Raw genomic sequence first — 25990 nt, 5'->3', positions numbered from 1 at the left:
CTCAGCGGGTCGTGCTCACCCCGCCGTCGACGGGGATGACAGCGCCGGTGATGTAGGAGCTGGCGCGGCTCGCGAGGAAGACGGCGATGCCCGCGATATCGTCCGGCCGGCCGATGCGTTCGAGCGGAAACTGCGCGGCGATGGCGTCGCCACCGGCCTTGAGGACCGCGGCCGACATCTTCGACTCGAACAGACCGGGCGCGATGGCGTTGACCAGGATCTCGGGGGCCAGTTCGGCGGCGAGGTGGCGGGTGAGCATGTGCACCGCGGCTTTGCTCGCGCTGTAGGAGAAGTTGTCGAAACCCGCGATCGGGACGCGGAGTCCGTCGATACTTCCGGTATTGATCACCCGCGCCGGATCCTCGTCGGTGGCCGCGTCGCGCAACATCGGCAGCAGTGCGCGGGTCAGCGTGAAGACGCTTTTGACATTGAGATCGAAGGTCTTGTCCCAGGCGGAGTCGGGGAATTCCTCGAGCGGCGCGCCCCAGGTCGCGCCCGCGTTGTTGAACAGGGCGTGGACCGAGTTCTCGCGTCGGCCGACGGTGTCGACGAGTTCGGTGATTCCCGCCTCGGTGCTCAGGTCGGCGGGGATGGCCTCGATGCGACCGAGCGGGGAGAGTTCCTCGACGGTCGCGTCGAGTTCGGCGGCCTTACGGCTGCTCACGTACACGGTGGCGCCCGCCCGCAACAGCCCGCGCGCGATCATCTTGCCGATGCCGCGTCCGCCGCCGGTGACGACCGCGACCCTGCCATCCAACGCGAACAGGTCGTAGGACATATCTCTCCTGGTCAGCCAGAGCGATTCGAACACGAATCGAGGTTGTGATCGACACGGGCGCCGATCACAACCTCGGGGATTCGAGCGGGTTCTACAGTCCGTTGACGATCACGAAATTGGCGTCCGCGGCTGCCTGTCGCAGCGGAATGGCCGCCTGGTATTCCTCGGAGTCGTACCAGGCCTTCGCCGCCTCGGGGGATTCGAATTCCAGCACCACCGTCTGGTTTCCGTGCCATTCGCCCTCGAGCACCTGGGTCTTGGTATCGACGGCAAGGACGGTAACTCCCTTGGCCATGGCCTTCGCGGCGGCTTTGCCGTACTCGGCCATCTTGCTCGGATCTTTGATCGCCTCGGTGACGATCACATAGCCTTTGGACACTCCGGATCACCCTTCACGCAGAAAAGTCGACGTCGACTCTTCAGCTGAAGGTACCAAAAGAGAACCGTGCGGGACCATGGTCATCGACCGGCGGCCTCGATCAACCGTTGACGCAGCCAGGTCAACGGGGTGGCGCCGCCCGGGTCGACGGCGTACGAGGGATAGGCCTGGTGAGCGCCGGACTTCAGGAAGTTGTCGACCTGCTGTTTGCGCTGCTCGTAGGCGGTGCCGTTGAGTTGGTCCGACAGTAGACCCAAACCGCCCGCGGCCAGGGCGTCGCCGATGAGTTCGCCCGCCTGGCTCTGGTAACTGCCGATCTTGGTGGGATCGGGATTCGACAGCTGGACGACGAAACCGGCGATCCGACCGGCGAAATCACCGTCGGGCATGGCGCAGTAGAGATCGCCTTCGACGCAGAACGTGTAGGTCTGCGGGGTGACCCAACCGAAACCGCCGACCCGGGGGCCGCCCGCTCCGGCGCCGCGCACGGGCGGACCGATCAAGGTGTCGGACGGTGAGCGGCGAGGATCGGAGATCAGCCCGACCAGCGCGACCCGGTGGGCAGGGACGACGCCGAGCCCGGTGCCGATCTCGGCCGCGAGATCGCCCGCCGCGTCCGCGCCCTGGCTGTAGCCGACCAGTGCGATACGGGTCGCCGCGCAGGACAGGCCCATCGCGGCGACGAATCCGCGCGCTTTGTCGATCGCCTCCTGTTTGGAGCGGCCGTATACCTCACCCTCCCAAGGGAATGCGGTGGCCGCGTAGGTGACGTAGTCGACCTGGACATCGCCGGGCAGATTGTCGACGCTCTGCGCGAGTATCCCCCTGCCCGGTTCGGAATTGGACGTCTCCCAAGTGCCGGGAACGGCCACGACATACAGGTCGGGGCAATGGGCCGGTGCGGCTCCCGCGACGGCGCCCCCGAACTGGAGGGTGGCGGTCAGCATCGTGGCCACACAGGCGGCGGCATGGATCTTCCATCGTGTCAGCATCGTGTACTCCGTTGTATTCACTGCCGAAAGTCACTCGGTCGAAGTGGTGCCCGGGACGGTTGCGCGATACAGGGCGGATCCCCTGTCGGCACAAGGTCTGGCGAGAGTGCCGCGACACGGAATTCATGGAGTACGGGGACCGCCCGGGAAGTGTAAGCCATGTAGCGCGTGCGGCGGGCGCGGTCGTCGTCCCGGTTCAGGGGGATGACGGCCGACACTGTCCAGCGTGGCCGGATTCGGCGTCGCCGCCCGAATCATCGGTCGGCGGCGGGCTGTCCCGGCTTCTTCGTCGAGTTGTCGTGCGCATGTCTTCCACCCGTTCGGTCCACCCGCGGAGGTCGGCCGACGGGTCGGCGCCGATACTCCGGGCTGTCATCCGGCCGGTGATCGCAGACGAGTGATGCGGGGGTGCGCGTCACTCCGAAACTTCACGAGCCGGAATCATTATTAACATACAGGAGGTTACGGCGGATCGTGGACGATTCGGTGCGAGGTTTCGAACGAACTTTCCGCACCGGGCGCGGTTCGTCGGAAGAGGCGTTTCATACCACGGTAGCCGGGTCGGACATGCTGATCATGTTCGTGTTTCGGCCGCTACGTCCGCGGAAGAAATCTCGTGACGCCAGTGCCCGTGCGCAGCGTGAGAACCTCGACCGTGTACGCGAACCGTCCCGTGCCAGACGGGGCGAAGGTTGTCGTTCTGCGAAGAAGTTGTGAACTGATGGATAACTTGTGGTTCACGGAAGTCGCGCTGCCCACCGGGCTGGCACCGCCGCTCTCCCCAATGTCATTGCGTCGGTGACGGACCCCGGTGTCGCCGTCGAGGCGGTGCCGTCGGCGCGGCGGTCGAGGTCGGTGGTCCGGGACGCGGGTGTCGCGCCGTCGGGCGGCGCGTTCGGGTGGGTTCGTCCCGGAAGGTGGTGGTCTGGAATGTCTTTCGTAGATCGGGCGCGGATTCCGTCGCTACCGTCCGATGGCGTCCCCGGCACTGGATCTCACGCGGGAAACTCGGGTGCAGGTCGGGCGTGTCGGCCATCGATCGAAAGTGGCCGCGCCCGAACCCGATGCCGGTGCACCGAGAGCGCCCCCGGATCGAGCCGGCCGACTCGATCCGGGGGCAATGCTCCGGCAACGCGGGAAGGTGAAACTATCGGTCGCCGAACCGATCTCGGTGGGGTCGGAACGACTCACTTGGTCTGGAAGGGGGCGTTGATGGTGGCGAAGTACTGGATCGCGGCGCCGATCGCGACCGGCGCGGTGACCAGGAGTTGTCCGGCGACGGTGCCGAGCGCGCCGACGGCGACGACGCCACCGAGGCAGCCGATGACGGCGGCGGGGATGAACGGTCCGAACAGGCCGATGATGGTGGCCGAGGCGACGGTCGCGCCCGCGATGCCGCCGAGGACGCAGCCGACGGCCGCGCCGCCGAGTCCGCCCGCGAGGGTGCCGATGGTGGCGCCCATGGCGATGGTGTCCTTCATGCGGTTGAACGCGGCCTGCTCGCGGTCGTATTCGCTCTTCCAGGGCGCTTTGTCCTCGAACGGCAGCGCGACCGGCTTGTAGGTCGCGTGCGCCATGTCGAGTCGCGGGGTCAGGGTCGCGGTGTGGTCGGCGATATCGGCGGTGATCGGGAATTCGAAATCGTCGACGCGGAAGGACAGCGGCGCGCCCGCGAGCACGGTGCCGTTGTCGGCCTTGATCTGGAAGACGCCGTTCTCGACGGTGAGGGATCCGGCGTCGGTCCGCACGACGGTCGAGGAGCCCACGGTGTCGGCGGTGAAGCCGATGGGGGTTTCGGTCGGTGCCGGGGCGGCGTCGGCGGCGCCCGCGGTGACGCCGAGCGCGGCGATCATGAGTGCCGACGTGGCGGCGAATTTCCTCATCAGCATTTCTCGGATACCTCGTTCGAATCGTTTCACAAGTGGGACGATTCGATAACAATCGATTCCAGCGAACGGCCGGTTAACCAATTGTGTCCGTCTTTTGAAACTCTGTTCTCCGCGAGGTGTCGAGCGCGGTGAGAAGTATGAGAACTACAGCTCAGAGCTTATTTAATGCCTCGATCGAGCCGACGTCGAGACGAGCGTCACATATTGGGCGGGGTGCCTGTAATCGGATATTAGGCCGTATTGACCGAATTCGGCAATTTGTTGTGCGTGATACTTACGTGATCGAACGGTGTGCCGCGGACGAAGTCGCCGCGGCACACCGGGGATCAGTTTCCGCCGATTCTGGCCTTCATCGTGGCCAGTCTGGCCGCGAACTCCGGTGATTCGATCGAGGCGACCTGCGGCACGATCTCGGCGTCCACCGCGTCGGCGTGCGCGTCCAGCGTCGCGGTGTGGCGCATGGTGCGCTTGGTGGTCTTCAGCAACTCGCGCGGAGCTTCGGCCGCGCCGTTCGCGAATTCGACGGTCGCCGCCAGCAGTGCGTCGTGGTCGCCGTCGACGACCCGGTGCGCCAAACCGGCTTCGCGGGCAGCTTCGGCGTCGAGGATCTCCCCGAACAGTGTCATCGCGGTCGCTCGCTGGGTGCCGATCGCCCGTTGCAGCATCCACGTCATCCCGCCGCCGGGGTGGATGCCCAGGCGCAGGAATCGCGCGTCGAAACGCGCGCGCGGCCCGGCGATCCTGACGTCGGCCGCCAGTGCCAGATTGAGTCCGGCCCCCACCGCCGCGCCGCCGACCGCGGCGATGGTCGGCAGCGAGCATCGCGCCACGGCGAGGAATCCGTGATAGATCGCGCGCAAACCCTGCTCGCGCGCTTCACCGAGTGCCGTCAGGTCGGCGCCCGCGCAGAACGCGGGCGGTGTTCCGGTGACGATCACCGCGTGCACGGCATCGTCGCGCTCGGCGTCGTCCACCGCCGCCGCCAACTGTTCGGACAGCTCCAGTGTCAACGCGTTCCGTCGGTCGGGGTCGTGCACGGTGATCACCGCTGCCTTGCCCCGCCGTTCACTCCTGATCTCGGCCATGGCCGGATCGTAGGCAATGCGGTCGAGCGGGCGGGCAGTGGTGGGGTGGAACGCCGAGCCGAAGGGATTCAGACGGTGCGCTCGGGCCGCCGTGTCCTCGGCGCTCGTCCGGTGCGTGGCGCGCCTTCCTGGATGCGGCGCGCGACCTCGCCGAGGCCGTCTGCCAGCGCGGTGAGTTGCGTCGGCGTCAACACGTCGATGAGCAGTTCGCGGACCTGGGCGACGTGACCGGGCGCGGCTTTGTCCAGGGTGTGACGACCTCTGTCGGTGAGGACCGCGCTGACGCCGCGGACATCGGTCGGGCAGGCCTCGCGGCGCACCAGCCCGGCCGCTTCCAGTCGGCTCACCTGATAGGTCAGCCCGCTCTTGGAGTTCACCAGCGAATCGGCCAGTTCGGTCATCCTGATCCGGCCCTCCGGTGCGGCGGCCAGTCGCACCAGCACCTCGTACTGGGTGTGGGACAGTCCGGAATCGTTCTTGAGTTGGTGCTCGATCTCCCGATCGAGCAGCGCCCATCCGGACAGCAGTGCCTGCCAGGCGCGCATCTCCTCGCTGTTCAGCCACGTCGTTTCGTCCACGCTGTTCAGCCTACCGGTGTTGTTCGAATTCGAACTAACAGGTAGTCTCCGGGAAGGTTGTTCAAATTTGAATGACATGAGGGACATGGGAGGTCTCATGACAGCGACGCAGTCCGCGCGGATGCCCGTGCTGTACCTGTCACACGGCGCGCCGCCGCTGGCCGACGACCCGATCTGGCCGGGGCAGCTCGCGTCGTGGTCGGCGCAGCTGCCGAAGCCGGCCGCCGTGCTGATGATCTCCGCGCACTGGGAGGACGCCCCCATCGCGCTCGGCGCCACCGAATCCGTGCCGCTGGTCTACGACTTCGGCGGATTCCCCCGGCACTACTACCGGGTGCGCTACCCGGCGCCCGGCGCTCCCGAACTGGCCGCCCAGGTGCGCGCGCTGCTGAGCGGCCGGGGGACAGCGGTGCGGGACGTGCCGGAGCGCGGACTCGACCACGGCGCGTACGTGCCACTGGTCGAGATGTATCCGAACGCGGATGTGCCGGTCCTACAGATGTCGCTGCCCACCCTGGATCCGCGCGGACTGTTCGAGATCGGGCGCTCGCTGGCCCCGCTGCGCGACGCGGGGGTGTTGATCGTCGGCAGCGGCTTCTTCACCCACAATCTGCGCGCGCTCTCCGACGACGGCTCGGTGCACCCGGTGATGGCCGAATTCGACGACTGGGGCAGCCGCGCGCTGGCCTCCGGCGATATCGACGCGCTCCTGGATTTCGAGCACAAGGCGCCCGCGGCGCAGCTGGCGCATCCGCGCTCCGAGCATTTCGCCCCGCTGTTCGTCACCTTGGGCGCGGGCGAAACCGATATGGCGACCCAGCGCACGGTCATCGATGATTTCTGGCACGGTTTATCCAAACGCTCCGTCCAGTTCGGCTGACCCGATCACCCCACCGGTAAGGAGATATCCATGGCAACGATTCCCTCGAACAGGCCCGTGCTCACCGCACCCGTCGCCGATCAATCCGCGCTCGACCTCGGGTTGCTCGTCATCCGACTGGTCGTCGGCGTGACCATGGCGGCGCACGGCACCCAGAAATTGTTCGGCTGGTTCGACGGCGGCGGGATCTCCGGCACCGGCGGGTTCTTCGAATCCAGCGGCTACCCGCAGGGCGAGACCATGGCCTGGATCGCCGGGCTGAGCGAGACCCTCGGCGGTATCGGCCTGATCGCGGGGCTGTTCACCCCGCTGGCCGCCGCCGCGATCCTCGGCGTGATGATCAACGCCATCGCGGTGAAGGGCACCGGCGAATTCTTCGCGCCGAAGGGGATCGAATACGACCTGGTCCTGGCCTGCACGGCGGCGGGACTCGCGTTGACCGGGCCGGGACGCGTCGCCTTCGACCACTACCTACCCGGTCTGCGCTACCACCGCCTCGCCTACGGCATCGCCGCCATCGCGCTCGCGGCCGTGACCGCGGCCGTCGTGCTGGTCATTCGCGGCTGACGCGGTCGCCGGGCCGGTCGGCGAACCAGGTCCGGTAGAACACGATCGCCAGCGCTGTCAGCGCACCGAGGATCGCGATGCCGAACGGCGCGGGATAGGTCGCCATCGGTATCGCGAGGTAGCGCGTGCACACCAGGACCCCGGCGAAGACCGCGACACCGAGTGATATCACCGTCACCCGCGCGCGGTCCCAGCCGCGTTCCGGATCGCGCAGCGCCGACTCGACCGTCAGGCACAGCGCCGCGCCCGCAACCAGATCCAGCCCGTAGTGCGCCCCGAGTCCGAGGGTCGCCACGAGAGTGCACACCAACCAGAACGCGCCGCCCCAGCGCAACCACAACGGCCCGCGGCGGGAGTGGATGAACAGCGACAGCGCCCACGCCGTGTGCAGTGACGGCATGCAATTGCGCGGGGTGATGCCGTCGAACGGCATGGAATCCACCGAAGCGGGCAGGGCGGGTACGAGATCGGGCCACACATCGGCCAGTTCCAGCCCGTTGCCCTGCGGTCCGAAGGCGAGAACGGGTCCGACGACCGGGAACAGCACGTAGCAGATCGGCCCGACCAGACCGAGTACCAGGAAGGTCCGCACCAGGTGATGGCTCGGCCACACCCCGGTGGTCACCCGGCGCAGTTGCCAGGCCGCGACGACGATGGCGGCCACGGGCAGTTCGAAATACACCCAGCGCACGATGCCCAGCGGCACCGGCCCCGCGATATCGAGCGCGTGCCCGACCACCCACGCGGGACTGCCGAGGGCCCGATCTGCCACTTCCACATAGGAATCCAGGACCTGCGGGCAGGCCCACGCCGTGATGTCGAGCCAGATCTCGCCCACCTTGGTCGCCAGGATGAGCAGCGCGCCCAGGGCGATGGTGCGCAACGCGGTCGAGCGTCGGATGCCGGACCAGCGCAGCGCGGCGACGAGCGCCAGGGCGGTCAGCACGATGGTCGGACCGTTGCCGACGGTGAACGGCCTGCCGTCGACGGTCCGGATCGCGACGAAGATCAGGTCGATGACCACGGCGGCGGCCAGGGCGTTCACCCGGGCTCGCGCCGTGATGCCGATCAGCGCGAGCAGGAAACCGGCCCACGGCGTCGTCGCGGATTTCGGAACCCCAGCGTAGTCACGAAAAAGGCTGGTCAGCGGGCCGAGCGCGTGGATGTGAACGGACATGAGCTGACCCGCGACGAGGACCACGATCGCGGCGCCGATCCCACCCCAGACCACCGCGGGTCGAAAGTGACGCTCCCGAAGTCCTTCCGCACCGGGTGGATCCGGTGGTGAGGTCGAACTGCCGTGCGCGTCGTGAATAAGCATTCGGTCATCGTAAACACGATGTGAACACGGCGAGTCGCAGGATTGAACGCGCGACGATACCGGGGGATGGCCGGACCTCGAATGAAGGTGGCGGCACCGGTCCCGGGCCGGTCAGCGGCGCAGGAGATCGCGCAGGGCCGCGGTGATCTCGGTAGGCGCCTCCTCGGCCATGAAATGGCCCGAGGTGACGGTGCGATGGTCCAGGTCGGCGGCCCAGCCGGACCACAGCGCGGCCGCGTCGTAGCCGAGTGCGGCGCCCCAATCCTGTTGCAGGACGGTCACCGGCATGGACAGCCGGGTGTCGGCGGCGCGGTCGGCGCGGTCGTGATCGAGATCGATGGTCGCCGAAGCGCGGTAGTCGGCGACGATGGAGGGGACCGCGGCGCGGCAGGCGTCGAGATAGGCCGCGCGGATCTGCGCCGGGATCGCGGCGGGATCATTGGTCCACTGGTCGAGGAAATGGGCGAAGAACGCGTCGGCCGACGCGGTGATCATCCGTTCGGGGAGTCCGGGCGGCTGGGCCATGAGATACAGGTGGAAGCCGACGGCCGCGTCCGCTCCGCGCATGACCTCCCACATGTCCAGCGTGGGCAGCACGTCGAGGCAGGCCAGGTGGGTGATCGTCGCGGGGTGGTCGAGACCGGCGCGGAACGCCACGAGCGCCCCGCGGTCGTGTCCGGCCACCGCGAAGCGGTCGTGGCCGAGTGCCGCCGCGGCGGTGACGATATCGGCGGCCATCGTGCGTTTGGCGTAGGTGTCCGGTCCGGCTTCGGCCGGTTTGTCGCTGTCGCCGTAGCCGCGCAGATCCGGGCACAGGACGGTGTGATGGGCCGCCAGTTCGGTGGCGACGTGACGCCACATGAGATGGGTCTGCGGGAAGCCGTGCAGGAGCACGATCGGGGTTCCCGCGCCCGCGACGGCGATATTCAGCGTGACATCGTCGGCGACACGGACGCGTCGGTAGTCGAAACCGGCAAGGGTGACATTCATCCTGGGTGACTCCTCGTATCGGGGTTGCGCGCCCTCGGGCGCCTCGGTTCCCACCCTGCGGCGAGCCGATGAGCAACCGATGAACGCGCACTACAGTGGACCGATGCGCTTCCAGGTGCTCGGCCCGGTGATCGTGCGGGACGAGACGGGTGAACCGGTCGCCTTGCGCGCGCGACACCGCGAGGTCATGGCGCGACTGATCCTCGCCCGCCGCCGCGTCGTCCCGGTCGGTCGCCTCGTCGACGACCTGTGGGACGAACCGCCCGCCGACCCGGTGGGGGCGATCCGTACCTTCGTCGCCGGGTTGCGGCGCGCGCTCGAACCCGATCGGCCGCCGCGCACTCCCGCCCGGTTGCTGGTGACCGAAGGCCCGGGTTATGTCCTGCGCGCCGAACCGGACGCGGTCGACGCGTGGCGATTCGACGACGCGGTCCGGACGGCGGCCGAACTTCCCGCCGCGCAAGCGCTTTCCCGGTTGACCGAGGCGCTGGGCTGGTGGCACGGCTTCGCCTACGCCGATTTCGCCGACAGCGAATGGACGCGCGCCGAGCGTGCGCGGCTCAGCGAGCAACGACTACTCGCCGTGGAACGCCGCGCGGCGGCGCAACTCGCGACGGGCGCGGCCGCGGCGGCGATACCCGATCTCGATGTCCACGTCGCCGAACATCCCTGGCGCGAGGACGCCTGGCAGCTGCTGGCCACCGCGCTCTACGCGTGCGGGCGTCAGGCCGACGCGCTCGCGGTCGTAGGCCGGGCTCGCGCGATGCTCGCCGAACAGTTCGGTATCGATCCGGGACCGCGACTGCGGAGGCTGGAACAGGATCTGCTGCTCCAGGCCGAACACCTCGATCCGGGTGTCAGCGATCCGGTCGAGCGGGTGTGGGAACAGGCGCGCGCCGCCTACGACAGCGCGGTGGCGTCCCGGACCAGAACCAGGCTGGAGTCGACGGCGGGACTCATGCGCGATCTCGCGGTGACTGGTGGCGGCGGACTCGAAGCCGCCCGCAGACACCGGATCGCGGCGGTCGCCGCCGCCGACCAGACGGGCGACGCGAGACTGACCGCGCGGGTCATCGGCATCTACGACGTGCCCGCCATCTGGACCCGCTCGGACGATCCCGCCTCGGACCGCTGGTTGGTCACCGTCGCCGAGAAGACGATTCGACGCCTGCCCGCGCATGACGACGCCGATCGGGCCCGACTGCTCGCGACGATCGCGGTCGAATCGCGCGGCGCGCTGCCCACCGAACATCGCGCCGACGACGGTCTGCGGCCGCTGCGCGCGGCCCGTGCCGCAGAGGAGATCGCACGGCAGCTGCGCGATCCGTCGCTGCTGGCCTTCGCGCTCAACGGCGTGTTCATGCAGAGTTTCGAACGGGCGGGAATGGCACGACAGCGGGACGCGCTCGGCGCCGAGGTGCTGTCGGTGGCCACGGGCAACAATCTGTTCACCTACGAGGTGCTCGGTCATCTCGTGCGGATGCAGAGCCACTGCGCGCTGGCCGATCTCGAAGGAGCGCGGCGACACGCCGCGGCCGCCGACGCCGTCGCGCGACGCTACGACCTGCCGTTGGTCACGGTGTTCACCGACTGGTTCCGGGCGCTGCGCACGGCGGAGACCTCCGACATCCGGGCCGCCGAAGCGGCGTACGAGGCGGCGGCCGTTGCGCTCGACGGGGCCGGAATGCCCGGACTGCGTCACGGCCTGCTGCCGTTGGCGCTGCTGAGTCTCGCACTGCGCCATCGCGATACGGAACGGATCGCCTCGTTCGACACCGGCCGGGACTGGGGACCGTACGCACCGTGGGTCCGTCCCGCCGTGCTCGCCGCGCGAGGCGAGATCGACGCTGCCCGAACGGCTCTGCGCGATATCGCGTCACCGCCGCGGGATCTGCTGTTCGAGGCGCTGTGGGCCGTGATCGCCTACGCGGCGACCGCCGTCGGCGACGCGCCGGTCATGGCGCGCGCCGTCGCCCAGCTCTCGCCCGCCGCGGCCGAGACCACCGCGCAGAGCGGTCTGCTCGGTGTCGGACCGGTGCGTGGCTATCTCGACGAACTGTCGACCTGGGCGCGGATCGCGGTTCCCATCCACCGCCGCAGATAGCGGCGCAGCTCCGCCTCCCCGCGCGGCGGATTTCCGGGGGACAGGAAGAACGACTGCATCGTCCGAAGGGCGTATTCGACGAGTTCGTGCAGGGATTGGTCGTCGTAGCCGCAGTGGCGCCAGTCGACGTCGAAGCGCTCGATCATCGTCATGCCGAAGGTGTGCGCTTCCTCGGAGGTGAGACTTTCGGGGTCGGCCTCGGAATAGGTGCTCGACAGCAGGATGCCCAGATGCGGGGTCCGCGGCACATCGGTCAGCGTGAAGACCACGGCCTCGGTCATGGCGTCGGCCGGATCGGTGATGCCGCGGACGTGCCGGGCCAGCCGGTCGAGGAAATTGTCGACCGAGGCGAACGCCGCGGCGCGCATCAGCGCGTCCGAACTGGGGAAGTAGCGGTAGACGGTCTGGCGGATGACGCCGAGGGATTCCGCGACGTCGGCGATGCTGATCTCGGCGCCGGTCCGTCCGATCAGTTCGACCGCGGCGGCGACGATTCGACGAGACGCTTCGTCGTCGTCCTTCGGCGGACTGCCGCCCCACCCGCGCCTGCCTGCCACTGCCCGCTTCCTCGACCGAATTCGTTGCTGCGAATCAAGGAATCGAACCTACCACAGCGCTTCCGGTCGACTGTTTGCCCAGCTCGAGGCAATATTTCGATTCATATCATACACAGCGATCGTGATATGTATGATCACAATGGTCAGGCTCGGGCATACCCGAGCGGGCATATCCGAGCGGCTCGACAGCCCGGACCGCTCCCGAGAACGAGGTGGAGACCGGTGACCGACCTACAGGTCCGGAAGATGCGATTCGCATTCGCGGACTACGACGTGCCCTTCCTGTGGAACGAGCAGAATCCGGCCTTCTCCGCGATGGCCAACGCCGTGTCCTTCCTGGCGATCGGCTTCGAGAAGATGATCGTCAACATGATCCGCGAGGCCATGCCCCGGATCACCGATCCGGCCGTCGCGCAGGAGGCCGACGCGTTCGTGCGTCAGGAGGGCCAGCATTCGACCGCGCACCGCCAACACGCCAACGCTCTGATCAGGCGCTATCCGGGACTTCAGGAAACGCTCAACCAGGTGATCGGGGAATTCGACCGCCTCACCGTCGACACGTCCCTGGACTACCGGCTCGCCTATACCGCGGACCTGGAGGCGACGTTCACGCCGGTCTTCAAACTGATGCTCGACAACGACTCCTCCCTGTTCCAGCCGGGAGACGATCGTGTCGCCTCACTGTTCATCTGGCATTTCGTCGAAGAGGTCGAGCACAGGAGTTCGGCGCTGATCATCTTCGACTCGGTCGTCGGCAGCGACATCTACCGGATGCGCATGGCGCCCTCGATCTTCCGGCACGTGATGAAGGTGATCCGGATCGCCAGCGCGGGTTTCAACGAACACGTTCCGCTGGAGGATCGCAAAGTCGACGCGATGGCGATGTTCGCGACCTACCGCTACCAGCAACGCCTGGCCGGATTGTTCCGCCGTTCGAGTGCCGGGAACAACGGCCCGATGTCGCGCGCGTTCGACCATCTCCAGCTCGGTCCGCAACTCGTCGCGCTGGTCGGCATCATCCGTAGCCAGATGCCCAGACACAATCCCGATCACGAGAAATTGCCCGAACTCGCCGGAGTGTGGTTCGAGCGCTACGACGCGGGCTACGACGTCTCCCAGTGGTACACCGCGAACGCGGTCACCTCGCCGCGGGCGGACCGATGACCGATCATTGCGCCCCCACCTTCGAGAAACTCGCCGGGGAACTCGGCTTCTCCTGCGAGGAGGCGGGCGGACTCTTCGAAGTGCGCAACCCCTTCGCACTGGAGAACTGGACGCTGCCCGTCCTCGAACTCACCATCGTGCTCGGCGCGATCCTCGCCCTGATCTACGCGATCGTCCGGCTGCGCCGTCACGGTGATCCCACCAACCTCGTCGTCTGGTTCGGCGCGACGGCCTATCTGTTCATCATCGAGCCGCCGCTGTATTTCCCCGCGGCGTTCGGCATCGACGAACATGTCGACACGATGTTCGCGCACAACGTCTTCACGGTGGAATTCCTCTGGGGCCGACTGCCGCTGTACATCGTCGCGATCTATCCGCTGATGGCGACGCTGGCCTTCGAAACGGTCCGGTCGCTCGGGGTGTTCCGCCGCTACGGCGTGCTCGTCGGCGCGGTCTGCGTCGGTTTCGTCCACCACGCCTTCTACGAGATCTTCGACCACATCGGCCCGCAGCTGCGCTGGTGGGAGTGGTCGATCGACAATCCGATCAACCAGCCCATGTTCGACTCGGTCCCCATTCCCAGCGTGGTCGTCTTCGCCGCGCTGTGGCCGATGTCGCTGGCGTTCTTCGTCCAGTTGCTCGTCGGTCGCCAAGTCGACGCCGGCCGGGATTTCTCGGGTGTGGAAATCGCGTGGCGCACCGTCGTCATCGGCGTACTCGGATCGCTCGGCACCGGGATACTGCCCATTCCCGCGACGGTTCTCGGCGCGGGAAGTGACACGGTCAGAGGTTTTCTCTACGTGGCGGAACTGGTGATCGTCTCGGTCGTCGCGGTGGTGGCGTTGAGCCGCCGGTGGCTCGCGCTGCGCCGGGGCGAGTCGGATATCCCGCGCTACTCGAATCGTTTCGTCCGGATATACAGCATGGTGTATCTGGGCGTGATGGCGCTGCTGTGGGTGACCGCGCTGCCCGACTACTTCGACGCCGTGGACGGCTCGACCGCGAACGGCGATCCCATCGGCAATATCTGGTACGCCGCGGCGTGCTTCGTCATCGCGATCCTGTGCGTGCTCGCCACGTACACGGTGCCGCGCTCGGACTCCGGCGGCGACGACCGGATCGGGCCCGCACGCGAACCCGAGGTGAGTCACTCGGCGTAGTCGCGCCGCCGTGGGTGCTTCGTGGGCGTGGCGTCGCCGAAGCACCCACGGGTGTCAGTCGAGGTCGGCTTCGATATCGGCCCGGATCTGTTCCGGTGTCGCGGTGGATTCGTATCGCCGGATGACCGCGCCGTCGCGGCCGACCAGGAACTTCGAGAAGTTCCATTTCACCTCGTCGGTGCCGAGTGCTTCGGGGCGTGAATTCTTGATGTGCTCGTAGAGGGGGCCCGCGTCGGGGCCGAAATCGCCCGGCGCCTGGGCGCGCAGGTAGGTGAAGAGGGGGTCGGCGTCGGGTCCGTTGACGTCCACCTTGGCGAAGATCGGGAAGGTCACCCCGTATTCGGTCGAGCAGAATTCCTGGATCTCGGCGTCGGTGCCGGGTTCCTGGTTGCCGAACTGATTGCAGGGGAACCCGAGGATGTCCAACCCGCGGTCCTCGGTCGCGCGATGCAAGGCCTCCAGCCCCGCGTACTGCGGGGTGAAGCCGCATTTGCTGGCGACATTGACGATCAGTACGAGGCGGCCGTGATAGTCGCTCAGGGGTTTGGCGGTTCCCTCGGCGGTGGTGACGCTGAATCCGTGAATGCTCATGCTCCCGACGATAGCGGAGCACCGCTCTCCGTTTAGTTCCGATCGGCGGGTGACGACGGGCAATCGAAAAGCAAACTTTTTGCTATCGGCCTCCGGTCGCGTCGAACGTGTTCTATCCCTCCCCGTGTGGCACCCGTCTCGAGGTTGACTCCGTGGTTCCCGCATGGAAATCTATCTTCGGGAATTGAGAATCGAATTCTCGCAGGAGGATAGTGGGATGCGCACTCGCGGTCGCCGATGGGTCGATCGGACTGTGTCATCACCTTCTCTGGCCTGAAAACCATTGAGCTACAGCACATTCGAATACGAAAACCAGCTCGCAAGAGGAATCGACAGAGGAGGACAGTAGATGGCGAAGGCACTGGCGCCGGATGTCTCGACGTGGCCCGAGGAAAATCCGCAGCTGATCGGCAGCCGCTGCAACGACTGCGCGGCCACCACCTGGCCGCGTCAGCAGCGGTGCCCGAGGTGCAGTGGCGCGGATCTGTCCGACCTGCTGCTCGAGCGTTCCGGCAAGCTGGTCGCGTGGACGACCCAGGGCTTCGTTCCCAAGCTGCCGTACGCGGGCAAGGAGAACGCCGACAACTTCGAGCCGTTCGGCATCGGCCTGGTGCAGCTCGGCGATGACGTGCGCGTCGAGACCCGGTTGACCGAGGGCGACCCGGCCGTGCTGCGCACCGGCATGGACGTCGAACTCACCTTCGTTCCCCTCTATGTCGACGACGCGGGCGAAGAGGTCGTGACGGTCGCGTTCAAGCCGGTCTGACACCGACCCTCACCGAAGAAATCAAGGAGCTTCACATGAACGACGTCGCCATCATCGGCGTGGGTCTGCACCCGTTCGGCCGCTTCGCCAAAACGGCCATCGAGATGGGCGCGGAAGCGATCCAGCTCGCCCTGTCCGACGCCGGAGTCCAATGGAAGGACATCCAGTTCGGATTCGGCGGTAGCTACGAGGTGAGCAACCCCGACGCCGTGACGCGGCTGGTGGGCCTGACCGGTATCCCGTTCACCAACGTGTTCAACGCCTGCGCCACCGCCGCCAGCTCGATCGAGCAGACCGCCGAGGCGATCCGTTCGGGTCGCTACGACATCGGCATCGCGGTCGGCATGGACAAGCACCCCCGTGGCGCGTTCACCGACGACCCGTCCAAACTGGGTCTGCCCGGGTGGTACGCCGAGAACGGTCAGTTCGTGACCACCAAGTTCTTCGGCATCAAGACCAATCGCTACATCGAAGAGCACGGGATCTCCCAGCGCACGCTGGCCAAGGTCGCGAACAAGAACTTCCGCAACGGCGCGCTCAACCCGAACGCGTTCCGGCGCAACCCGATCTCCGAAGACGACATCCTCAACTCGACGATGCTCAACTACCCGCTGACCCAGTACATGTTCTGCTCGCCCGACGAGGGCGCGGCGGCCGTGATCATGTGCCGAGGCGATCTCGCGGCGCGCTACACCACCAAGCCGATCTACCTGCGGTCCAGTGCCATCCGCACCCGCCGCTACGGCGCCTACGAGGTGCACAGCACCTGGGCCGCCGTCGACGAGGACGTCTCGCCCACGGTGTACGCCTCGCGCGCCGCCTACGAGACCGCGGGCATCGACCCGTCCGACGTCGACGTGATCCAGCTCCAGGACACCGACGCGGGTTCGGAGGTCATCCACATGGCCGAGAACGGTTTCTGCAAGGACGGCGAGCAGGAGAAGCTCATCGCCGAGGGCGCGACCGAGATCGGCGGCAGGCTGCCGGTCAACACCGACGGCGGACTGATCGCCAACGGCGAGCCGATCGGCGCCTCCGGTATCCGGCAGGTCTACGAACTCGTCCAGCAGTTGCGTGGAAACGCCGGCGACCGTCAGGTTCCCGGTAACCCGAAGGTCGGTTACGCGCAGGTCTACGGTGCGCCCGGAACGGCGGCGGCGTCGATCCTGACCACCTGATCCACCCGGAATCACCCATCGGCCCCCGCCGTCACGGCGGGGGCCGATGTGCTGTCTCCGGGGCGGGTGCGCACCCGGCGACGTAGCGTGACGGTATGAGTGAGCGACTGGTGGTCGTCGGTGGCGACGCGGCGGGGTTGGCGGCGGCATCACAGGCTCGAAGGATGCGCGGCGCCGACGAACTCGAGATCGTCGCGTTCGAGCGGGGCAGCTTCGCCTCGTATTCGGCGTGCGGGATTCCGTACTGGGTCGGCGGGGATGTGGCCGAACGCGACGATCTCATCGCCAGGACTCCCGAGGAGCACCGGGCCCGCGATATCGATCTGCGCATGCGCACCGAGGTGCTCGAACTCGATATCGAGGGCCGCGCCGTGCGGGCGAAGGATCTCGAGTCGGGCGCTGAATCCCGGTTGTCCTACGACAAACTCGTGATCGCCACCGGCGCGCGACCGATCCGCCCCGACCTGCCCGGCATCGACGCGCGCGGGGTGCACGGTGTGCAGACCCTCGACGACGGGCAGGAATTGCTCGACACACTCGACCGGATCGAGGGCAAGCGGGCGGTGGTGGTCGGCGCCGGATATATCGGTGTCGAGATGGCCGAAGCGCTGATCAACCGCGGGTACGAGGTGACGGTGGTGCATCGCGGGTCCGCGCCCATGTCGACCCTCGATCCGGATATGGGCGCGCTCGTGGCCACCGCCATGTTCGGGATGGGGATCGAGATCGTCTGCGAGGCCGAGGTCGTGGCGATCCGCGCCGACGACGCCGGGCGGGTGCGCTCGGTCGTCACCGCGTCGGCGGAATACCCGGCCGATGTGGTCGTGCTCGGGATCGGTGTCACTCCCGAGACGACGCTCGCGCGCGCGGCCGGACTCCCGCTGGGCGAATACGGCGGACTGCTCACCGATCTCGCGATGCGGGTGCGTGGTCACGACGACATCTGGGCGGGCGGCGACTGCGTCGAGGTCCTCGATCTGGTGTCGGGACGTGAGCGCCACATCGCCCTCGGCACGCACGCGAACAAACACGGGCAGGTCATCGGCACCGGGATCGGCGGCGGGTACGCGACATTCCCCGGTGTGGTCGGCACGGCGGTGAGCAAGGTCTGCGAACTCGAGGTCGCGCGAACCGGGCTGGGGGAGCGGGCCGCCGCCGACGCCGGGCTGCAATTCGTCGCCGTCACCATCGAATCGACCAGCAGGGCGGGGTATTACCCCGGCGCGGACCCGATGACGGTGAAGATGCTCGCCGAACGGCGGACCGGCCGCCTGCTCGGTGTGCAGATCGTCGGCCGCGAGGGCGCGGCCAAACGGGTCGACATCGCCGCCGTCGCGTTGACGGCCGGGATGACCGTCGACCAGATGACCGCGCTCGATCTCGGCTACGCGCCGCCCTTCTCACCGGTCTGGGATCCGGTGCTGGTCGCGGCGCGCAAGGCAGCGGGCGCGGTGCGCGCCCGCGGGTGACGGTCGCGCTCCAATCCCCGCCGCCGCGAGTGCCGCGTGCGAGACTGGCGGCGTGAGCGGGCCGACAGAGGAAACCAGCGGAGCAGAGAAGAACGGCACATCGTGGCGTGATCGCGGTGATGTGATCGGGAGCGGGATCCTGTGGCTCGCCAAATGGTCGCTGGCCATCGTGGCCATCGCGGCGGGGGCCTGGGTACTCGGATTCCTGACCGCCCGGCTGTGGGTGGTGATCCTCCCGGTCGCGCTGGCGATCGTGGTCGCGACGATCCTATGGCCGCCGACGCGGTGGCTGACCACGCACGGATTCCGCCCCGCCGCCGCGGCCTCGGTCACCGTGCTCGGATTCCTCGCACTGCTGGCGGGGGTGATCGCGCTGATCGTGCCGTCGGTGGCCGATCAATCACCCGAACTCGCCGACAAGGCCACCGCGGGCGTCAATCAGGTGCGGGAATGGTTGCAGGGCCCGCCGTTACGGGTGCGCGACGAACAGTTGGATTCCGCGGTCGACGCGATCGTGCAGCGCCTCCAGTCCAGTTCCGAGCAGATCGCCTCCGGCGTCTTCACCGGCGTCAGCACCGCGACCTCCGCGCTCATCACGCTGTTCCTCGTGCTGGTGCTGGCCTTCTTCTTCGTCAAGGACGGGCCGCGCTTCCTGCCCTGGATGCACCAGGTGTTCGGCAACCGCAGCGGACGCCACGTCGAGGCGGTGCTGGAACGGGTCTGGGCGACTCTCGGCGGATTCATCCGCACCCAGGCGCTGGTCAGCCTCATCGACGCGGTCTTCATCGGCGCGGGTCTGTTCATCCTCGGGGTGCCGCTGGCGATGGTGCTGTCGGTGATCACCTTCATCGGCGGATTCATCCCGATGGTCGGCGCTTTCGTGGCCGGTGCGCTGGCGGTACTCGTCGCGCTCGTCGGCAACGGGCTCACCACCGCGCTGATCGTGCTCGGCATCATCATCGCGGTGCAGCAGCTGGAAGGCAATGTGCTGCAACCGGTCCTCCAGAGCCGCAGCATGAAACTGCACGCCGTGATCGTGCTGCTCGCGGTGACCGCGGGCGGCTCGCTCTACGGGATCACCGGCGCCTTCCTCGCGGTGCCGGTGGTCGCGATCATCGCGGTGGTGATCCGCTACATCGGCGAGCAGATCGACGCGGTCAGCGGCCCGCCACCGGAGTCGGACGAACTCGACGTGTCCGACGAGCCGTCGCCCGAATCCGGTGGCGATCTCGCGCCGTCGGCCGAATAAGCCCTCAGGCGCGGCGCGTGAGCGGGTCGCGCAAGCCCAGGTGCTCGCGCAGGGTGGTGCCGGTGTACTCGGTCCGGTAGACGCCGCGTTCCTGGAGTTCGGGAACCAGCCACTCGACGATCTCGTCCAATCCGGTCGGCACCAGATACGGCGAGATATTGAATCCGTCGGTGGCGCCGTGGCGGACCCAGCGGGCCAGCTCGTCGGCCACCCCGGCGGGAGTGCCCGCGAAACCGGAACGGGCCGTGGTCGCGATGACGACCTGGCGCAGCGACAGATTCTCGGCCTCGGCACGGGCCCGCCACTCGCGGGCGATCTCCAGCGGATCCTGGCCGCCGCGCGGTGCGCCCCTGGTCTCGGAGATGGGACGCGGCAGCGGATCCTCCGCCGGCAGCGGACCGTCGGGATCGCGGTCGGACAGATCCTTGCCCCACACCTGACCGGCCAGCGACAGCGCGGTCTGGCCGGTGTACTGGCCTTCGCGGACCCAGCGGACCTTCTCCTCGACCTCGGATTCCTTCTCCGCCAGCACGATCTGGGTTCCCGGCAGGATCTTGATGTCGTCCTCGGGCCTGCCCGCGGCGATCAGCCGGGTCCGCACATCCCGCGCGAAGGCGAGGGCGTCGTCGAAATGGGTTCCGTGCCTGGAGAAGATGACGTCGGCGTTGGCGGCGGCGAAATCGCGGCCCGCCGGGGAATCCCCGGCCTGGAAGATCACCGGATGTCCCTGCGGGCTGCGCGGCAGGGTCGGGCGGATGGTGGCGCGGATATGCGCGCCCGCGCGTTCCACCGGACGGATCGCGTCGGGCTCGACCCAGCTCGCACCGTGCTGGGAGGTCGCGATCGCGTGATCGCGCCAGGAATCCCAGATCTCGCGGACCGTGGAGACGAATTCGGCGGCCCGGTCGTAGCGGTGCGCGTGGTCGAGATAGCCGCCGCGCCGGAAGTTCTCGCCGGTCCACGCGTTGTCGGTGGTCACGGCGTTCCATCCGGCGCGCCCGCCGGAGATCACGTCCAGTCCGCTCAGCCGTCTGGCCAGATCGGCGGGTTCGTTGTAGGTGGTGTTCTGTGTCGCGACCAGGCCGATGCGCTCGGTGATCCCGGCCAGGGCGGCCAATTGGGCGATGGCGTCGGGGCGGCCCGCGATATCGAGTTCGAGGATTCTGCCGTCCTGTTCGCGCAGGCGCAGGCCCTCGCCGAGGAAGAACGCGTCGAACAGGCCGCGTTCGGCGGTGGTGGCGACGCGGCGGAAGGTCTCGAAATCGATCTGCGATCCGCTGCTGGGATCGGACCAGATCGTGGTGTGGTTCACGCCCTGGAAGAAGATCCCGAAGTGGACCTGCGCGTCGGGGCGCGCAACGTCGGCGGTCATGGTGATGTCTCTCCTCGGATCAGTGGGTGACCGCGTAGCGGTTCGCCGGACGGGACAGCCCGAGTTCGGCCCGCAGGGTCGATCCGGGAACCGGTCGGTGCGCGATGCCTGCGCGGATCAGGGCGGGCAGGACCAGCCGGGCCAGCACGGGAAGGTCCTCGTCGATGACCGCGGGACGCAGGCGCACGCCGTCGAGGTGGGAAGCCAGGCCGGTGAGCAGCGCGACGAGTTCGGCGGCCGAACCCGCGAACGACAATCCTGCGGTCGAGCGCGCCGGGGTGTGGCGATCGAGATCGGCGAGCCGGTCCGCGGCGGTCGCGGTGGGGGTGTCGAGGGCCACCGAGATCTCACCGAAGGTGCGCGGCGCGTCGGATCCGGCCGCCGCCGCGACGAGTTCGTCGACGGTGGTCCCGGTGACGAGCCGGACGTCGACCGCACCTTCGACGCCGAACACCACGGGCTGCCCCTGCGGCGGGCGCGGCACGATCGCCGGACCCTTGACCGAGAATGTCTCGCCCTCGAAGTCGATGTAGTGCAGGCGATCCCGGTCGAGGAAGCGTCCGCTCGCGTAGTCGCGCACGACCGCGTCGTCTTCCCACGAATCCCACAGCCGCCGTGCCACCTCGATCGAGTCGCGCTGTTCGGCGGCGAGATCGGAATCCGCCGACACCACGGGACGACCCCAGGTCGCGGCGGCGCGTTCGTCGTCGACGCGCTGCGCGATCCAGCCCGCGCGACCGCGCGAGGAGTAGTCCAGCGTCGCGATCTGCGAGGCGGTGTGGAACGGCTCGGCATAGGTGGTGGCCACGGTGGGGACCAGGCCGATGGTGCTCGTCGTCGCCGCCACGAACGACGCCCGCGTCACCGCGTCGATACGCCCGGGCACCGCGTCGTCGGGCAGGATCGAATCCGCGAACGTGGCCAGGGTGAATCCGGCGTTCTCGGCGGCGGCGACCCGTTGCCGGACCGTGTCGCCGGAGAGCAGTCGGTCCGGTGTGCGGCCCGAGCGCCGCCACGCGGCCGGGTGATACCCGTCGCCGTCGAGTTCTATGCCGACACCGAACGCACCCATACGCCACCTGCTTCCGCCCGAGAGAACACTGCTCGAACCTCAAGGATTCGACGCGGTCGCCGCCACCGCGACCGTTTTCCTCGTCCTGATCCGAACCGGTCATCCGGGAATAATCTCCAGGTCGTCCGGCCGCGTCGCGCGGACTCCGGATTCGGCGTCGCGTCGTGAGCGCAGCGACCAGACTGTCTCCGGTGACCGCATTCCCCCTGTCGCCTCGGCGACGTGACGAACTGGCCGCACTTCTCGCCGACGAGCACCGGCTGCGCGCCGAACATCCCGCCGTCGCCGACTATCTCGACACCGCCCCGCGTCTCGCGGGCACCGGCGACGAGAGCGCCGACGGCGCTTTCGATCTCGGCCTGCTGCACTATCTGACCGGCGGTGTGGCCGACAATCCGTACTGGGAGATCGTCCGCCCCACCGTCACGCCCGGCCCGGACAGCCGTGGCCGCAGACGCGAGGCCAACGGCGGCAACCCTCGCGGCAGTGCCAGGCTCGCGTTCGCGCAGACCGTCCTGCAATCCGCCTACGCCTACGCCGTTCCCGCGCCGGAGACGCTGGAGTGGATCGTGGCCCGCTGCCACGACCGCCGCATCGTCGAACTCGGTGCCGGACGCGGGTACTGGGCCGCCCAACTGGCCCGTCGAGGTGCGGAGGTCCTCGCCTTCGATGTCGAACCGCCGGGGGCGCGTTCGAACCTGTCGTTCCCGGCGACCTCGGGAATTCCCGAGACCTGGCATCCGGTCGGCGATCTCGCCGCGTTCGCCCGCACCGACACCACCGACGCCGTCCTGCTGCTGTGCTGGCCGCCGGGATGGGACGACCCGATGTCGTCGGAGGCGTTGAACCACTATCGCGAGGCCGGGGGCGACCGGCTCGTCTACATCGGTGAACCGCGCGGCGGCCGGACCGCGAACGAGTCGTTCTTCGCCACGCTCGACGCCGAGTGGGTGCTCGTCGAACAGGACCCCGATTTCGTCTCCTGGTGGAATCTGGCCGACGCGGCGCAGATCTGGCGCCCGCGCGATCGACACTCGGATCCACGGTAGAGTGTTACTCTAGAGTGGGGCTCTAGGACGAAGGAGTTGTGGTGCCTGATCTCGTCGGATACACACGCGAAGGCGCTGTCGCCACCATCGCGATGGATGACGGCAAAGCGAATGTGATGTCGGAGAACATGATTCGCGAACTGACGGCGGCGCTGGCGCAAGCCGAGGCCGACCGGGCCGTGGTCGTGCTGACCGGGCGGCCGCGGCTGTTCTCCGCCGGATACGACCTCGCCATGTTCGGTCGCGATCCGGAGGAAGTCGTTCGGACCCTGCGGGCGGGCGGCGAGCTCGTCCACCGGCTGCTTGGTTTTCCGTATCCGGTCATCGCGGCCTGCGCCGGACACGCGATCGCACAGGGCGCGTTCGTGCTGCTCGCGACCGATGTGCGCTTCGGCGTGGCCGGTGACTTCAAGATCGGACTGAACGAAGTGGCGATCGGGCTCACCATCCCGCACTACGGCGTCGAGACGGCCAGGCATCGGCTCACCGCGCCCGGATTCGATCGGGCGGCGGGAACCGGGGCGTTGTTCGCGCCGGGTCAGGCGCGCGAACTGGGTTTCCTCGACGTCGTCGTCGAGGACGAGGACGCGTTGCGCACCGGCGTGTACGCCGAGGCCGAACGGCTCGCGGGCCTGGACATGGCCGCGCATCTCGGCACGAAGACGCGGGTGCGCGCGGCGGTGCTCGAGGCCGTGCGATCCGGTATCGATACCGAGTTCGGGGTCTAGGTGGCGGGGGACACCCGCGACCGGATCCTGGCCGAGGCGAGGACGCATCTGCTCGCGAAGGGGTATCCGGCGTTCACCGTGGCCGCGGTGCGCGATCGGCTCGGATTGTCCAGCGGCAGTATGTTCCACGCCTTCGGCTCCAAGGCCGGGCTCGCGGCGGCGGTCTACGTCGAAGCGATGCTGGACTACCAGCGCGCCGTGCTCGATCGCCTCGGTTCCGGCGACGGCGAGCGCGATGTACTCGCGTTCATCGACGCGCATCTGGGGTGGGTCGAAGATCACCGCGAGCTGGCGCGCTTCCTGTTCGCCACCCTGCCCGACGAGGTCGGGGCCATCGCGAAACCCGCGCTGGCGCAGCATAATCAGGAATTCTTCGACACTCTCCGACGCTGCTACGCGGAGCTGCCCGGCGTCGGAGCCGACGACGGTTCCGGTTTCTCGCTGGCGCACGCGCTCTGCGTCGGACCGGCCCAGGAGTACTGCCGCCAGTGGGTCCGAGGCGGCATCGACACACCGCCGCGAACCCACACGCGAACCTTCCAGCGGGCGGCGCTGGCCGCCCTCGCGACGCTATCCGCGCGCTGACGCCGAGGCGCGGCTGTCGACGAAGCTGCCCACCAGCCACGCCACCGCGACGGCGGCGAGGAACGACAGCAGCGACGCGCTCATCCACGGCTGCTTGGTGAAATGCAGCCATTCCTGCACCCGCACCCAGACGTCGGTCCACACGCCCGCGTCACCGGGATTGATCAGCTGGTACACCGAGAGGCCGACCAGCCAGGCCAGGATCATGCCCCACCGCGACGGCGCGTCGGCCGAGGTGTTCCACTCGCCGCCCGACCGCAGGAAGAAATCGGCGACCAGAACGCCGAGCAGCGGCACGAACACCGAACCGATCAGGCCGAGGAAGCCGAAGTAGTCGTCCATGTCCAGCCACAGCGCCAGCACGGTGATCAGCGCGCCGAGCCCGATCGAGAGCGCCCTGCGATCGACGCGCGGCGCGAGGTTCTGGATCGAGACCGCGGTGGAGTACACGTTGGCGAAGGACTGGTCGGCTTCGCGCAGCACCAGGATGAAGAAGAACGCCGCGCCGAGGGTGACGCTGAGGAACGGCCCGTAGGTGCCGTCGCCGGTGGACAGCGCGAGTGCGAACAGACCGAGGACGTAGGCGAGGATCTGGGTGAGTCCGTACGCGCCGCTCGCCGCCCCGAACGCCGCCTTGGTGCTGCGCGCGTGACGGGTGTAGTCGGCCGCGACCGGCATCCAGGAGATCGATACCGCCAGTGCGGCATCGGTGGCGATCCAGAACAGCGACCAGTCCGCGCCGAACGGGCCGTTGCCCTCGGGCCCGGGATCGGCGGTCAGATCGGGCAGGCCCTCGCGGAAGAACTGGATGTAGAACCAGAGCAGCGCGACGCCGACGCCCACCGTCACGAAGCGGCGCAGCAGACGCACCGACCCCAGTGGCCAGATCGTGAGCACCGTGGTGATGACACCCGCGACGACGACGTAGAGCCAGCGCGGACCGCCGCCGAACATCTCCTCGGCGGCATTGCCGATGACGATCAACTCGAAGGTGCCCCACCCGATGAGCTGGGCGATATTGAGCACCGTCGGCACATAACTCAGTTTCGCGCCGAACAGACCCCGCAGCAGCATCATCGCCGGTTTACCGGTTTTCGCGCCGGGGACGGCGGCGAGCCCGAGCATCAGTCCGCCGACGACGGTGCCGATGATCATCGCGACGATGCCCGCCGCGATCGAGATCTGCGCCGCGCCCTCGGTATTCGGCGCGAGGACGGTGTAGGCCCCGGAGAACGCGAAAAGACTGACGCCCAGATTCGCCCAGAACGCGCTCTGATCCCAGAACGACAGCACTCTCGGCGCGGGCTGATCCAACGTGAGCGGGGCCTCCTGGCCCGTCGTGTCGGCGGTCGATGAGGCCATCGGGCAACTCGCTTCCCTACGCCGGCATTACCCGGACAGGTTCATGCGGTCGGCGGCGCTTCGGGTCCGCCCTCTCAGCCCGGCCATCTCCGAGCTCCCGCGGGTGTATATCCGGGCAAATAGTA

The 25990-nt window shown here is 68.0% G+C and carries 25 protein-coding genes and 1 riboswitch; of the genes, 12 read left to right on the top strand and 13 right to left on the bottom strand.

The genetic code is table 11. The features are described 5' to 3' along the window. Position 1 precedes the first annotated feature (1 nt). The 6 genes from DAT37_RS41865 to DAT37_RS41840 all read right to left on the bottom strand — a co-directional run bounded on the left by DAT37_RS41865 (position 2) and on the right by DAT37_RS41840 (position 5701). Entirely contained in the window at positions 2-778 is a 777-nt protein-coding gene (locus tag DAT37_RS41865; RefSeq protein ID WP_109530633.1) for an SDR family oxidoreductase, read from the bottom strand. 91 nt (positions 779-869) lie between these two features. Then, positions 870-1157, bottom strand: coding sequence for a DUF1330 domain-containing protein (locus tag DAT37_RS41860; protein ID WP_109530509.1), 288 nt, complete (start codon positions 1155-1157; stop codon positions 870-872). An 80-nt stretch (positions 1158-1237) separates the two neighbouring features. After that, complete coding sequence (locus tag DAT37_RS41855) at positions 1238-2149, bottom strand: cutinase family protein (protein ID WP_109530508.1); 912 nt, start codon at positions 2147-2149, stop codon at positions 1238-1240. Positions 2150-3336: 1187 nt separating this feature from the next. Beyond that, positions 3337-4038 (bottom strand): hypothetical protein, encoded by a 702-nt coding sequence (locus DAT37_RS41850; protein WP_109530632.1) that lies wholly within the window; start codon positions 4036-4038, stop codon positions 3337-3339. Positions 4039-4364: 326 nt separating this feature from the next. Further along, on the bottom strand, positions 4365-5123 hold the full coding sequence (locus DAT37_RS41845) for an enoyl-CoA hydratase (RefSeq protein ID WP_109530507.1): 759 nt from the start codon (positions 5121-5123) through the stop codon (positions 4365-4367). A 68-nt stretch (positions 5124-5191) separates the two neighbouring features. After that, positions 5192-5701 (bottom strand): MarR family winged helix-turn-helix transcriptional regulator, encoded by a 510-nt coding sequence (locus tag DAT37_RS41840; protein ID WP_198654709.1) that lies wholly within the window; start codon positions 5699-5701, stop codon positions 5192-5194. 97 nt (positions 5702-5798) lie between these two features. Here DAT37_RS41840 and DAT37_RS41835 point away from each other — a divergent pair, with 97 nt between their 5' ends. Both DAT37_RS41835 and DAT37_RS41830 read left to right on the top strand, forming a co-directional pair. After that, positions 5799-6581, top strand: coding sequence for a dioxygenase family protein (locus DAT37_RS41835; protein WP_109530506.1), 783 nt, complete (start codon positions 5799-5801; stop codon positions 6579-6581). 30 nt (positions 6582-6611) lie between these two features. Further along, complete coding sequence (locus DAT37_RS41830) at positions 6612-7148, top strand: DoxX family protein (protein WP_109530505.1); 537 nt, start codon at positions 6612-6614, stop codon at positions 7146-7148. Here DAT37_RS41830 and DAT37_RS41825 read toward each other — a convergent pair. Then, positions 7135-8469: a phosphatase PAP2 family protein gene (locus DAT37_RS41825; RefSeq protein ID WP_109530504.1), complete on the bottom strand. Its 1335-nt coding sequence runs from the start codon at positions 8467-8469 to the stop codon at positions 7135-7137. The genes DAT37_RS41830 and DAT37_RS41825 overlap by 14 nt on opposite strands. A gap of 111 nt (positions 8470-8580) precedes the next feature. Next, positions 8581-9459 (bottom strand): alpha/beta fold hydrolase, encoded by an 879-nt coding sequence (locus DAT37_RS41820; protein ID WP_109530629.1) that lies wholly within the window; start codon positions 9457-9459, stop codon positions 8581-8583. Between the two features lie 79 nt (positions 9460-9538). Between DAT37_RS41820 and DAT37_RS41815 the strand changes: the two genes are divergently transcribed. Continuing rightward, positions 9539-11563 carry a BTAD domain-containing putative transcriptional regulator gene (locus tag DAT37_RS41815; protein ID WP_232840317.1) on the top strand — a complete coding sequence of 675 codons (2025 nt, stop codon included), beginning with the start codon at positions 9539-9541 and terminating at the stop codon, positions 11561-11563. Here the strand turns inward: DAT37_RS41815 and DAT37_RS41810 are convergent. Beyond that, on the bottom strand, positions 11503-12120 hold the full coding sequence (locus DAT37_RS41810) for a TetR/AcrR family transcriptional regulator (RefSeq protein ID WP_109530503.1): 618 nt from the start codon (positions 12118-12120) through the stop codon (positions 11503-11505). The two genes, DAT37_RS41815 and DAT37_RS41810, sit on opposite strands and share 61 nt — an antisense overlap. Positions 12121-12342: 222 nt before the next feature. On the opposite strand from DAT37_RS41810, the gene DAT37_RS41805 reads away from it, so the two are divergent. Beyond that, on the top strand, positions 12343-13284 hold the full coding sequence (locus DAT37_RS41805; RefSeq protein WP_109530502.1) for a metal-dependent hydrolase: 942 nt from the start codon (positions 12343-12345) through the stop codon (positions 13282-13284). After that, positions 13281-14444, top strand: coding sequence for a hypothetical protein (locus DAT37_RS41800; RefSeq protein ID WP_109530628.1), 1164 nt, complete (start codon positions 13281-13283; stop codon positions 14442-14444). Before DAT37_RS41805 ends, DAT37_RS41800 begins: the two co-directional genes overlap by 4 nt. A 54-nt stretch (positions 14445-14498) precedes the next feature. On the opposite strand, the gene DAT37_RS41795 is transcribed toward DAT37_RS41800, so the two are convergent. Then, positions 14499-15035, bottom strand: coding sequence for a glutathione peroxidase (locus DAT37_RS41795; RefSeq protein WP_109530501.1), 537 nt, complete (start codon positions 15033-15035; stop codon positions 14499-14501). A 349-nt stretch (positions 15036-15384) separates the two neighbouring features. On the opposite strand from DAT37_RS41795, the gene DAT37_RS41790 reads away from it, so the two are divergent. The 4 genes from DAT37_RS41790 (at position 15385) to DAT37_RS41775 (ending at position 19697) form a co-directional block, all read left to right on the top strand. Further along, positions 15385-15801: a Zn-ribbon domain-containing OB-fold protein gene (locus DAT37_RS41790; protein ID WP_109530500.1), complete on the top strand. Its 417-nt coding sequence runs from the start codon at positions 15385-15387 to the stop codon at positions 15799-15801. Positions 15802-15836: 35 nt separating this feature from the next. Then, positions 15837-16979: a thiolase family protein gene (locus tag DAT37_RS41785; protein WP_109530499.1), complete on the top strand. Its 1143-nt coding sequence runs from the start codon at positions 15837-15839 to the stop codon at positions 16977-16979. A gap of 95 nt (positions 16980-17074) precedes the next feature. Continuing rightward, positions 17075-18448 (top strand): FAD-dependent oxidoreductase, encoded by a 1374-nt coding sequence (locus DAT37_RS41780; protein ID WP_109530498.1) that lies wholly within the window; start codon positions 17075-17077, stop codon positions 18446-18448. A 52-nt stretch (positions 18449-18500) separates the two neighbouring features. Further along, entirely contained in the window at positions 18501-19697 is a 1197-nt protein-coding gene (locus DAT37_RS41775; protein WP_109530497.1) for an AI-2E family transporter, read from the top strand. A 4-nt stretch (positions 19698-19701) separates the two neighbouring features. Here the strand turns inward: DAT37_RS41775 and DAT37_RS41770 are convergent, their stop codons facing one another. Continuing rightward, the gene (locus DAT37_RS41770) at positions 19702-21069 is read right to left on the bottom strand and encodes an NtaA/DmoA family FMN-dependent monooxygenase (protein ID WP_109530496.1); all 1368 of its coding nucleotides are present in this window, start codon (positions 21067-21069) and stop codon (positions 19702-19704) included. Positions 21070-21088: 19 nt separating this feature from the next. Beyond that, positions 21089-22141: an LLM class flavin-dependent oxidoreductase gene (locus DAT37_RS41765; protein ID WP_109530495.1), complete on the bottom strand. Its 1053-nt coding sequence runs from the start codon at positions 22139-22141 to the stop codon at positions 21089-21091. Positions 22142-22332: 191 nt separating this feature from the next. Between DAT37_RS41765 and DAT37_RS41760 the strand changes: the two genes are divergently transcribed. The 3 genes from DAT37_RS41760 to DAT37_RS41750 are packed head-to-tail and all read left to right on the top strand — an operon-like array spanning position 22333 to position 24503. Further along, complete coding sequence (locus tag DAT37_RS41760; RefSeq protein WP_109530494.1) at positions 22333-23190, top strand: methyltransferase domain-containing protein; 858 nt, start codon at positions 22333-22335, stop codon at positions 23188-23190. Between the two features lie 41 nt (positions 23191-23231). Further along, on the top strand, positions 23232-23918 hold the full coding sequence (locus tag DAT37_RS41755; RefSeq protein WP_198654708.1) for a crotonase/enoyl-CoA hydratase family protein: 687 nt from the start codon (positions 23232-23234) through the stop codon (positions 23916-23918). Further along, the gene (locus DAT37_RS41750; RefSeq protein ID WP_109530493.1) at positions 23919-24503 is read left to right on the top strand and encodes a TetR/AcrR family transcriptional regulator; all 585 of its coding nucleotides are present in this window, start codon (positions 23919-23921) and stop codon (positions 24501-24503) included. It abuts the gene before it with no gap. Here DAT37_RS41750 and DAT37_RS41745 read toward each other — a convergent pair. Then, positions 24489-25865: a purine-cytosine permease family protein gene (locus DAT37_RS41745; RefSeq protein ID WP_109530492.1), complete on the bottom strand. Its 1377-nt coding sequence runs from the start codon at positions 25863-25865 to the stop codon at positions 24489-24491. The genes DAT37_RS41750 and DAT37_RS41745 overlap by 15 nt on opposite strands. Continuing rightward, positions 25861-25976: riboswitch (TPP riboswitch) on the bottom strand. It overlaps the preceding gene by 5 nt. Positions 25977-25990 lie beyond the last annotated feature (14 nt).

The sequence above is a fragment of the Nocardia aurea genome (assembly GCF_003123685.1).
In the GTDB taxonomy this organism is placed as follows: domain Bacteria; phylum Actinomycetota; class Actinomycetes; order Mycobacteriales; family Mycobacteriaceae; genus Nocardia; species Nocardia aurea.
Note: the sequence above shows the minus strand (reverse complement) of the source record. Positions and strands in the feature narration are given on the sequence as shown.